The organism is Anabaena azotica FACHB-119 (genome assembly GCF_014697625.1).
Lineage (GTDB): Bacteria > Cyanobacteriota > Cyanobacteriia > Cyanobacteriales > Nostocaceae > Trichormus > Trichormus azoticus_A.
Map to the genome: position 1 here is coordinate 1 of NZ_JACJSG010000054.1, position 12,168 is coordinate 12,168.

Annotated in this window: 7 protein-coding genes; 6 read left to right on the forward strand and 1 reads right to left on the reverse strand. The window is 39.7% G+C overall.

Annotated features, from left to right (window positions below; translation table 11 throughout):
- Positions 1-282 precede the first annotated feature (282 nt).
- The 4 genes from csaB (at position 283) to H6G83_RS28705 (ending at position 5,802) form a co-directional block, all read left to right on the forward strand.
- The gene (gene csaB / locus H6G83_RS28690; protein WP_190478439.1) at positions 283-1,323 is read left to right on the forward strand and encodes a polysaccharide pyruvyl transferase CsaB; all 1,041 of its coding nucleotides are present in this window, start codon (positions 283-285) and stop codon (positions 1,321-1,323) included.
- A gap of 432 nt (positions 1,324-1,755) precedes the next feature.
- Positions 1,756-2,415 carry a hypothetical protein gene (locus tag H6G83_RS28695; protein WP_190478441.1) on the forward strand — a complete coding sequence of 220 codons (660 nt, stop codon included), beginning with the start codon at positions 1,756-1,758 and terminating at the stop codon, positions 2,413-2,415.
- A gap of 44 nt (positions 2,416-2,459) precedes the next feature.
- The gene (locus H6G83_RS28700; protein ID WP_190478443.1) at positions 2,460-4,322 is read left to right on the forward strand and encodes a hypothetical protein; all 1,863 of its coding nucleotides are present in this window, start codon (positions 2,460-2,462) and stop codon (positions 4,320-4,322) included.
- A 10-nt stretch (positions 4,323-4,332) separates the two neighbouring features.
- Complete coding sequence (locus tag H6G83_RS28705; protein ID WP_190478445.1) at positions 4,333-5,802, forward strand: DUF1802 family protein; 1,470 nt, start codon at positions 4,333-4,335, stop codon at positions 5,800-5,802.
- Between the two features lie 40 nt (positions 5,803-5,842).
- Here H6G83_RS28705 and H6G83_RS28710 read toward each other — a convergent pair whose 3' ends face one another.
- Positions 5,843-6,337 (reverse strand): DUF427 domain-containing protein, encoded by a 495-nt coding sequence (locus H6G83_RS28710; protein WP_190478448.1) that lies wholly within the window; start codon positions 6,335-6,337, stop codon positions 5,843-5,845.
- Between the two features lie 814 nt (positions 6,338-7,151).
- On the opposite strand from H6G83_RS28710, the gene H6G83_RS28715 reads away from it, so the two are divergent.
- Together H6G83_RS28715 and H6G83_RS28720 are read left to right on the forward strand one after the other, a co-directional pair.
- Entirely contained in the window at positions 7,152-10,163 is a 3,012-nt protein-coding gene (locus H6G83_RS28715; protein WP_190478451.1) for a peptidase domain-containing ABC transporter, read from the forward strand.
- Between the two features lie 154 nt (positions 10,164-10,317).
- Positions 10,318-11,898 (forward strand): HlyD family efflux transporter periplasmic adaptor subunit, encoded by a 1,581-nt coding sequence (locus H6G83_RS28720; protein WP_190478453.1) that lies wholly within the window; start codon positions 10,318-10,320, stop codon positions 11,896-11,898.
- The last annotated feature ends 270 nt before the right edge of the window (positions 11,899-12,168 follow it).

Sequence of the window (12,168 nt, forward strand, 5' to 3'; positions counted from 1 at the left end):
TATTTTGCCGTGTCCGTAGGAGGTGCGCCTTTAGATATCTTAAAGGAGTACATCAGAAATCAACAAAAGCCGTCGTAGAACGACGGGGCTTGTATCCCATTCTTTTGGTCATTGGTCATTAGTCATTAGACTCAGTACTCATGACTCAGCATTAAACTGTCAACTGTCAACTCATCTTCCCATAGGTGAATTGATATTTTTTGCAATCTGACTGACATCTGGTCAACTGTTGGGAAAAACTTGATAATCTAAAATCCAGCATCTAAATTTTATATAAGAATAATGCGGGCGTTATTATCTGGGTATTACGGTAAAGGAAATGGTGGTGACGAAGCTTTGTTGGCAACGCTTCTGCAAATGTTACCATCTCATGTTACGCCTGTGGTGCTGTCTGGCAATCCAGGGGAAACTAGCGATCGCTATGGTGTAGAATCCCATAATCGTATGGCTTTTTTGCCTGTGCTGCAAGCTTTGCGTTCTTGTGATGTTTTTATTTGGGGCGGGGGAAGTTTAATTCAGGATGTTACTAGCACCATTAGCCCTTTATATTATGGGGGGTTGATGGGGTTGGCGCAGAGGATGGGTTTAAAAACTGTGGCTTGGGCGCAAGGTATCGGCCCTTTGGTACGTCCTCAAACTCGCTGGTTAGCAAGGCAAAATTTTACTGGTTGTACTCAAGTTAGTGTACGCGATCGCGCTAGTGCGGCGTTATTATCTGATTGGCAAGTTCCCCACATCCTCGCACCTGATCCTGTGTGGGCGCTACAGGCTAAACCGTTACCAGAACTTGCTGATTTACCTACGCCGAGAATTGCTGTAACTTTAAGAAACCATCCCCAATTAACGCCAGCAAGATTGGCTAATTTGACTCAAGCTTTGGTATCTCTGCAAAAATCTACCCAAGCCTTTATTTTATTACTGCCATTTCAAAAAAGTGAAGATTTACCCATAGCGGAGGCGATACAACCGCAGTTAAAGGATGTGAGTCAGATTTTGTGTCTAGAAGATCCGCAGATTTTAAAAGGCGTTTTTACTGGTGTGGAAATGGCGATCGGTATGAGGTTGCACTGTTTAATTATGGCAGCTAGTGAAGGTTGTCGCTGTTTTGCCCTGAGTTATGACCCCAAGATAAATCGTTTAATGGAAGATTTGGCTATACCAGGATGGGATTTAGTAGACATACCAGATGATGTAAATCTAATTACGCAAACTTGGCTGGAATATTACAATCATGGTCAACCTTTATCATCTGAGAAAATACAGTCTTTGGTTAATGGCGCTTTCATGCACCGCCAATTGTTGCAGGAAGTAATGAGTTATTAATCTTGATTTTTGCACAAAAGCTGATGTGGGAATCCAAGTTTAATTTTGTTTCAGTATCTGTAGTATCTTTAGGTTGGGCAGTGCAGCGCCACAACCACGATACCTTCAAAAATCAACTATAAATCCTATCTAACTTTTCACGGGATCTGGAAAACCCCTCTCCAAACCTCTCCCCTACCAGGAGAGAGGCTTTGATTTCTCCCCCTTACCTAGTAGGGAAGGGGGCTGGGGGGTTAGGTCTGGCGGAGTGCTTTTCCACATGATGTGAAAAGTCAAAAATCCTATAAATGACATAAGATATTATCCGCTTTAACATCATGAGATAGTATTATCCTGTTGGGATATTCAGCAATTACTCGGTTATTTTTTACCTGGGAATCAGTTAAAAATATACAGTCACTATGATGTTTTTTGCTGAGAAAAATATTGAATATGTCAATAAAAAATATATCTCAAACTAAAACTCGCTTCCTTTTAGCTTTGTGGGATCTGGGAGGAACGCAGCAGGAGGTGAAGAGAAGCCAAGTAATAAAGCGTATTGTCCCCAAGGGTAAGAAGGTAGCAGATTATCAACCTGTTTTTGAAGAATTGCAGCAACAGCAAGCCATAAATATTTCCAAAACTGGTTACTCCATAGCATCACCCAAGGGTTTAGAGGTATTGGGTGAGGGTTTGAGAAGTTCTGAGTTTAGATTTGATGGAACTATTGTTGGTACTTGGACTGCAAATGCACTATTGAAGTGGATTAATGGAATCACTAGCAGTATAGTTAGTACATCTGCACCAGTTCAAGCTAGTAAAAGTGCGATCGCTTCCTACGAGGAATTTGAGTCAGTAGTGCTGGAAGTGTATGACAAGTTGAATTATGAATACAATTTTAATGATTTAGTACCAATTTATCGGATTAGAAGACAAGTAGGCGATCGCACAAGTCGTACAAATTTTAATGATTGGCTGCTAGAAATGCAAGCTAACGATATTTTGCAACTACAAGGCGGAAGTGTAGAAGATAGCGCACCAGACAAGATAGAAGATTCCATTACCACAGTGTTAGATGGTTTACGCTGCTACGCAAGACTTTTGAAAGCATAAATACTTTTGTACTCCTCACTAGATAAACATTTTATTACTAGACCATGATTGCTACCACATCTACCATTGATGAACTAATTAGAAATAAAAACCCATTTGCAGGGCATATTGTTGTCAGACCGCAACAAATATGGGGCAAAAGTTATCCTGATGTTCCCTCAATTAATGCTCATGCTTCTGATGCAGTATTTCATGCAGTTGAACAAATTCGCCAAGGAAAACGCGAGACTGTAGGCATTACAATAACTGCTGAAAAAGGGTTAGGTAAAAGTCATGTTATTAGCCGTGTTCGTCATCGCTTACAGAAAGAAGGTCATACTTTATTTATTTATATGGGTAAGTATGATGATCTAAATCAGATTAAGTCCAAATTTCTAGAAAATGTTGTTTCTAGCCTGAGAGCTTTTGGAAGTCAAGATGTAATGCAGTGGCAAGAAATAGCTGCAGCTTTAATAAATGATGCTAAAAAATTTAGCTATACACCAAAGCAATATACTACCACTTTATACCCAAATTGGTTAAAAAAATACTCAACCAGAACAATTGATAGCTTAACTGAAGCCGTCCTAAAAATTAAGCCTGAGATTACTAACCCTTATATAGTTAGAGCGATTTTATGGACACTTTCTACAACACACGCTCTCTATGCAACTCACTGGCTATCAGGTTTAGAAATAACACAAGCACAAGCTGATGCACTGGGTTTACCAAATTCTAAAAATGAAAATAAAGAGACTGAGGCATTAAGTTATGTACGCCAAATATTAGATATAACTAGCCATTATAGAGTTCCAGTAATTTGCTTTGATGAATTAGATTTTGCCGATATTTCTGATACAGGCTTTACAGCACCACAAGTTGTTGCCACCTTAGCAAAAGATTTATACAACAGCCTCCAACGTGGTATTTTACTACTAGCAATGTATCCTGAAACTTGGAATGAGCAAATTAGGTCATTACCACAAGCTGAAGCAGTTATGGATAGATTAGTAAGCGAACAAGCTAATAGGCAACCAATTACGTTGAATTATCTCAATTCTGATGATATTTTTGCTCTTGTTCAAACATGGTTAAAAGATTTTTATGAAGAGAATCAGCAAATTCCACCTCATCCTCTTTACCCATTTGATGAAAGTAAACTTAAGGAGCTTGGGAAAGGAAGACCGACATTAAGAGCAGTCATAAAATGGTGTGCAGACAATTTTGTACTTCCTCCAGATGTGATACCACCACCACATCCTGTTAAAGTATATTTCGATAATGAATTAGCCAATGTAGAATCTTCCATTGATTCATTAATGGAGGAAAGCGGAACTATTGCTGATGCTCTTTGGCTGGCTTTTAACAGTTTAATAGGTAAAACTTTAGAGGGAGTAACTATTGCAAAAATTGAAGAAATCGAAGCTAGCGCAGCAGACCAAGGTTTTATTGATTTCAGAATTGTTAGTAACAGAAGAAGAGTTAAGATTGGTGTAAGTGTAGTTCAAAAAGATGGTAGATTTATAGGGGCTGCATTAGATAGACTAATTGATTACAGAAGATTTGATATAACTCGTGGTTGCTTAGTCCGTTCTAAACGTATTAATCCAGGTGCAGCATTAGCTAGAGAACGTTTGAGAATACTGTTGCAAGAAAAGGGTGGCGAATGGGTTGGCTTGCAAGCTAAAGATATTACACCTCTTTTAGCTATCTATTTCGTTTGGCATAATAGTGAAACTTATGAACTCACAGAGCAACAGATATTTGAGTTTATTGAGCAGCAACAACTAGCAATTAATAATCCTTTGATTCGGGAAATCCTCAGCGATCCTTCTGGACAAGAACCTGATAATTTGACTGATGACGATTTGCCTATGAGAATACCTCAAAGCAATTCTAACCTCGATAAAATTGAACTAACCCTATAGCTAATTACAAATGAGTCAGCTGTTTTCAATTCCAACAGCATTGTATTTACCTGCCCCTGAGATTGAAGCTTTAATACAGGGGCTAACAATTGCAGCTATGCCCAGAATGTTTATTCGTCCTGGGCAGAGATTTGCTTTGTGTCCAGCAGATAGTCTACAGAGTTTACTACCATTTGAGAAGTATTACAATGCCAATGTTTTACCTATAGCAAAGTTAGATAATAAATCATCTATTATCAAGGCTTGGGCTAAATGTGAACTTTGCCAAATCCTAGATGCAACTAAATCACTGGATATTTTATCTAAATTAACAATATTTTCTTTAGAAGCTTTAAAAGAAACAATTGAGCAACAACAGCATATTTTCCTTGCTTACTTACGTGTCTATAATTTAGATAAGCATCAACAATTAACAATTAATGCCAATGTTCAGGATAAAACAGGCAGATTTGTTGCTTTACCAACATCTATAAGAGTAACTGAAGAATCACCACTATTAAGCGATCGCATCTTCGCCCAACGCAAAAACCAATTAGAGAAACTAGAACTACCACAGCATATTGAATTACAAGAATTGCAGAGTGCGTTGGCTGCCATTGCCATCAATAACCCAGCAGCTAAAAAGTTAGATGATGATATAAAAGTATTTTTAGGTTGGACTAGTATCCAAAAGATTGAGTCACCTAACCCTGATTTAGCTTGGATTAAGGATATTGCAGCATTAGGCGATCGCAGTATAGAACTAGATGAGAAAAAAAGCAACTACCAAGCTGGTACAGATTTTGAAAATATCGCCCGTCAGAGTCTAGAGTTTTTAGGATTTAAGGTTGAAAGTGCTTATAAAGGTGGGGCTGGAGGCTTAGATTTATACTGTTCGCAACCTTATTCTCTAGTTTGTGAGTGTAAGGCGGGTAAACTTATTCCTAGTCGTACTGTTGAAGAATTACTAAAGTTAGGTGGAATGCACTTAGGGAAAACTCAAGTATTAAGTTCAGCTAAATTAGTAATTGGCCCTGGTAATCCTTCATCAGATACAATTAAATCTGCTAAAGAATGGGAAGTGAGTATTATTAATGCTATGACTTTACAAAAATTAGTTGAGTTAAAAGCCAAATATCCGGGCGCAATCAACTTAGTTGAATTACAAAAATATTTAGCACCAGGACAAATAGATTATAAAATTGAAGAATATATTGATAAAACTGAAAAACAGATTCACCTGCGATCGCAAATTATCGCAGCAGTAAAAGAACTATCTGACCAAGATAATGAAAATTCAACAAATACACATCACAACTTTACTGTGACAGAAATTCGTGTTCATTACAATGCTATACGTAACCCTAAACTCACTGATGAATTAGTTCACGACTTGCTGATTGAACTCTCCTCACCATTAACAGGCTATTTAGGTAGAGAAAAAGGGACTGATTGGAAGAGCGATCGCTTTTACTTTCTGCGTGACTTACAAGTACACTAAAGATAGCTATTTCTCTACCCAATCCCCAATAGCTATTGTCTCACCAGCCCCAACTACCAGGAATACCCTTAAAAGGCCCAACAACATCGCTAGTTATCCAACCACCGTAAAAGTTTCCTGGTTGTGGTTCCACTTTTTCCCCATCTACATAGCAAACATCCATCAAATGTGCATAAAATGCTACATGATCTTTAATTAAGGCAAAGTTTGCTGTGGGACTGGGGTAAAACCAAGCTGCATTTTGCACTTCTTTATCTTCTACCCGAATTGTGTAATAACCAGCACGTCCTTTCCACTCGCAAAAACTCGATTGTGGTGTGAAAACAAGGTATTCCATTTTGATATCTTCGGGGGGAAGATAATAGGAAGGAGGATGGCTAGTTTCTAAAACCCTTTTGGCGTTGCGGGTATCGGCTATGATGACTCCGTTAAAAATAATTTGGATGTGTTTGCTTGTGTTTTCCAAGCGCGGGGGACGGGGATAGTCCCAAACAGACTCTTGTCCAGGTTGAGGTTCGATGCGTTGTGGATACATAGGAAGTTTCTCGCTTTGTTTCTGCAATTAACTGTAGCTGACAATATTGTAGGACTTACGTAAGTGTGATAATCAAACTAACTGTAGGGTGCGTCAGCCTCAATAATTTCGTACAAATTCAAGGATTTTCCACATCTGACGCACCCTACCCCAAGTGCTGTGGGAGAAAAAAGCGATCGCCGCCAATAAGTTACAGACACCGATAAAATTGACTAACAGTAGAATTATGCTACTTTTAGTCTGGGTGTATCTTCTTAACCATTAAATAAATTTATGAAAACTATCTTTGTGTAACGTCATACAGCAGGAAAAAGGTAACTTGTAACTCTTAACAGAGTGGAAATTCTGTTTTATAGCAGTAGCCAGATAGGTGAGGACATAGATAAATCATCAAATCCTTCCAGCAAGCTGCTTGTGAGGCTGTCACCTATCACCTATCACCTGTCACCTACTATATATCTAACTTTTCACGTTATGTGGAAAAGTCAACGTCAGACCTAACCCCCCAGCCCCCTTCCCTTGTAGGGAAGGGGGAGAAATCAAAGCCTCTCTCCTTGTAGGAGAGAGGTTTGGAGAGAGGTCTTCTAGATGCCGTGGAAAGTCAGACTATATATGAGTTTTTCCAGAAAACTTCTCCCTCATTCACCTGCAATCTGCTGTATATAAACCTGTTTACAGGTGCGCTGACTTGGCGGTGAATACACAGTAAACATGAAATATTTTATCTTTCATCGAAAGATTAATCACTGAAAGTTTTTAGTTTGCTAACCTCTAAATTATTCAATATAGAGATAAATATTTAACAGCATCAAAAATGACTTATATCAAGAGCGCTTTTCAAGAGTTTCTTGTCAGCCTAGAGGGGTTTGACCAACTCCCGGCGACAGAACTAAATCATCTTTTAGAAAAGATACAGCCATTACGCTACCGGATCGGGCAGAAAATTATTAGTAAAGAAAAAACGCCAGACCGGATCACAATCATATATGAAGGACAGGTGCGGTTGTTGGGATTTGACCCGCAAACGCAAGTTCCTAATACCCTCCAGTTGCTAAAAAAGGGGGAAATTATTGGTGAAATTGGGTTGTTGCGTGGTGTGGCTTGTGAAACAGCGATCGCTTCTAGCGATGAAGTGGTAGGTTTAACCTTAAACGCCACTGATTATCTACATCTGTTGAAGTCTTATCCAGCCTTTGCTTATGGGCGACAAAACCGAAGCTACATTATCGAGGTTTTTGATGTTTTGAGTTCCCAGTTAGCCGAGCAAGCTCAAGTAGTAACTAATCTTGACCAAATGGCTATACAAGCTTTGCAAAACGCTAAGGTCGATTATCTCACCCCTGGGCGAAATTTTTACCATCAATTAGATAGTGAAAAGGTGTGGTTTGTCAGTGGCGGTACAGTCACAAATTACCCAGTTGGTTCTCGCCTCGACTGTGAAGATGGTAATCGAGTAATTGAGGTCACAGGGAACAGTCCGGCGCGGTTGATTGGTTTATCACCCTTAGATTTATCATTCCTAGATAGGGATGATCACCAATTTGGTGAACTGGCTGTTAGTGATAGCCAGTCAGTGGTTGCAGAAATTATTGATATTCCCTACGCCAGCGAGGAAGAAATTCCCCCATCAACTTCCTCCACCAACTACAATACACAAAAGCAAAAATTCCCCTTTATCCGGGGTAAGGGAGAATTAAATTCCACATTTGCTTGTTTCCAAATGCTGACCAAGCACCTACAAATTCCGTTCCGTAAAGAAGTGGTGCGCCGCATTTTAAACGAGCAAATTAAACGTCAAGGTAGCATTTCCTTCCCAGCTTGCGCTTACCTCTCAGAATTAATCGGACTCAAAACCAATCTAGTAGATTTACCTGCGGCGGCTATTACCCGTGTACCTACCCCTGCATTAGTCCGCTATGGTGATGGTTATGCTGTTTTATATGCAGCCGATGCCAATAAGGTAGTTTTAGGTGTACCATCCCAAGGCATAGTACGCTGCAAACCCGCGCAAATTATCGAGCATTTAGAAGTTGTCCCAGACAGTTATCCCCCACAAATTAGGGTGTTGCTGCTGTCTTCCACCAAAGAAACACCACAAGAACGCTTCGGTTTGCGGTGGTTTCTCCCATACCTATCGCGCTATCGGCGAGTTCTCATAGAAGTTTTTATTGCTTCCTTCTTTGTCCAACTAGCAGCCTTAGCCAATCCTTTAGTCATTCAGCTAATTATTGATAAAGTCATCGTCCAAAATAGTATCAGTACGCTGAATATTTTGGGGGTTTTGCTGTTAGTTGTCGGCGTGTTTGAAGCAGTCCTCACCACCTTAAGAACTTATTTATTTGTTGATACTACCAACCGCATTGATATGGGTTTGGGGTCACAAATTATTGACCACTTACTCAGGCTACCCCTACGCTACTTTGAAAAGCGCCCCGTGGGTGAACTCGCCACCCGCATCAACGAATTAGAAAATATTCGCTCCTTTCTCACAGGTACAGCATTAACAGTAGGGTTAGATGCCGTCTTCTCGGTAGTGTATATTGTCGTCATGCTATTTTATAGCTGGCAACTCACCTTAGTCGGCTTAGGGACGATACCCATATTTGTCATCATCACCCTCATTGCATCGCCGACTGTGAGTAGACAGTTACGTTCCAAAGCCGAACGCAACTCAGAAACCCAATCATATTTAGTTGAGGTGATGTCGGGTATTCAGACAGTAAAAGCGCAGAACATCGAACTGCGATCGCGCTTTTCTTGGCAAGAGCGGTATGCTCGATATGTAGCATCTGGTTTTAAAACCGTTGTCACCTCCACCCTAGCTAACTCCACTAGTCAATTCCTCAACAAACTCAGCAGCTTACTCGTGTTGTGGGTGGGTGCTTATCTGGTATTGGAAGGTGACTTGACTTTAGGGGAATTAATCGCCTTTAGAATTATTTCAGGTTATGTCACCAGCCCAATTTTACGTTTAGCGCAACTATGGCAAAGTTTCCAAGAAACAGCTTTATCCTTGGAACGATTGAGTGATATTGTTGATACACCCCAAGAAGCCGAAATCGATCGCTACAATATCCCCCTTCCAGAGATTCAAGGGTCTGTCAAATATGAGAACATCTCCTTCAGATTTGCCCAAAGCGGCCCCTTGCAACTATCCAACGTTAATGTAGAAATACCAGTCGGTAAATTTGTCGGTATAGTCGGACAAAGCGGTTCCGGTAAAAGTACGATGATGAAATTACTGCTGCGCTTGTATGACGTAGAAGCCGGGAGAATTTTGATTGATGGGTACGACATTTCCAAAGTCGAACTCTACTCATTGCGGCGACAAATTGGTGTAGTACCGCAAGAAACCCTGTTATTTGACGGGACAGTGCAAGAAAATATTGCTCTCACAAACCCCGATGCTAGCACCGAAGAAATCATCGAAGCGGCGAGAATTGCTGCTGCCCACGAGTTTATTATGAGCTTACCTAACGGTTATAATACCCGTGTCGGCGAACGTGGTGCTGGGCTTTCTGGGGGACAAAGACAAAGAATTGCGATCGCCCGTTCTATTCTCCAAAGACCAAAATTACTAGTATTAGACGAAGCCACCAGTGCCTTAGACTATCCCACAGAAAGACAAGTTTGCTTAAACTTAGCCCAAGCCTTTCGCGGTAACACAGTCTTCTTTATCACCCACCGCCTCAACACCGTCAGTCATGCAGATATCATCATCGTCATGGACAGTGGGAAAGTCATAGAACAAGGAAGTCACCAAGAATTGATGGCGGCTAGAGGTCATTATTTTTACCTGTATCAACAACAGGAAGTCAATTTGTAATTGGTTAACAGTCAATAGTCAATAGTCAATAGTCAATAGTCAATAGTCAATAGTCAATAGTCAATAGTCAATAGTCAATAGTCAATAGTCAACAGTCAATAGTCAACAGTCAATAGTCAATAGTCAATAGTCAACAGTCAACCACCAAAATTTTATGACTCAAATCAATGGTAATCGCCTCAATGGTAATAATGGCAATGGCAAACAAGATAAAGTTGTCAAGCTTGACTCGCAACTTGTGCCACAAACTCAAGTAAATAATCAATCTTTAGCTAACTTTAATAATCAGGAATTTGAACAGTCAGTTGTTCTGCGTCAATCTCCTATTTGGTCACGAACCATCATGCTTACCCTTATAGGATTAGCCTGTGCAGGTATTGGTTGGACATATTTTGCCAAAATCGAACAGGTAGTACCAGCAACTGGTCAATTAAAACCAGAAGGAACTGTCAAAGATGTACAAGCACCTGTCAATGGTGTGGTCAGAGAAGTCTTTGTCAAAGATGGACAAAGAGTTAATAAAGGAGATTTATTATTAACCTTTGAAACCGTGGCTACCGTTGCTCAATTAGAGTCATTAAACAAGATTCGCTCGGCTGTAATACGGGAAAATCAAATTTATCGCCGCTTAATGGGAGCCACTTCTGGTATTACATCTGAACTGGAATTTTTACGCAGTCAACTACCGAAAGATGCCGTATTTCTGTTGAAAAGTCGAGCAGCACTAGTTGCAGAAAATGAATTGTTGCGTACTCAATTGAGAAACTCTACTACAGGTGTAGGCTTAGATAAAGATGAACAACTACAGCTACAAATCTCCAAAACAGAATTAGAATCTCGTGCTGCTGCTGCTCGTTTAGAAGTAGCCAAAACTCGCAAACAACTATCACAGACAACAGTCAAGCTCCAAGATACACAAGCAAGTTTAGTTATTCAACAGCAGATATTAGATAGGCTCAAAATATTATCTGAAGAAGGCGGTATTTCTCAGTTACAATACCTTAACCAACAACAGCAAGTACAAAATCTCACAGCAGAAGTCGCCCAATTAGTAGAGGAACAAAAACGCTTAGAATATGATATTGAAAAAGGTAAACAACAGTTTACTAACACTGTAGCTGCTTCTGATAAAACTATTTTAGAAAAAATAGCTAGCAATAAACAAAAGATTGCTGAAATAGATAGCCAATTCATGAAAATTGTGCTAGAAAATGAGCAGAATTTAGCAGACATCAACAGCAAAATTTCTCAAGCCCAGTTGAATTTAAAATATCAAGAACTCCGCGCCCCCGTCTCAGGTACAGTTTTTGATTTACAGGCAAAAAGTCCTGGTTATGTAGCTAACCCTACCCAAAAACTATTACAAATTGTCCCCAACGAAAATTACATTGCTGAAGTTTTCATTACCAATAAAGATATAGGCTTTGTGCGGAAGGATATGAAAGCAGATGTGAGAATAGATTCCTTTCCGTTTAGCGAATTCGGCGATATTAAAGGGGAACTAATTAGCATCGGCTCAGATGCGTTACCACCAGACGAAACACATAAATTTTACCGCTTTCCTGCCAGAATTAGTCTAGATAAACAATATTTGGACATTAAAGGTAGAAAAATTGCCTTACAGTCTGGGATGTCAATTAGTGCCAATATCAAAGTTAGAGAAGAACGGACTGTAATGAGTTTGTTTACCGAAATGTTTACAAATCAAGTTGAAAGTTTGAAGGAAGTCCGCTAACTCATAAGTTGTAGAGGCGGAATTAACCGACCTCTACAATATTTTTATCTTATACCGATTCAAAAAATATTTGCAACATATTGATTATCTTTAGGGGCGCGATATGATAAGTATTTAAGCGGGTTTCAAATTATGCTCTATTCGCTTCCACCGTTTAAATATCGTAATCTACTTGTCTGAGAGTAAAAATACAACAGCCTGTTGCCTGTTATCTGTATTCCTTAAACCCCAGTAAATTTGCTGTTAAAAATATTGTAGAGGCTATATATA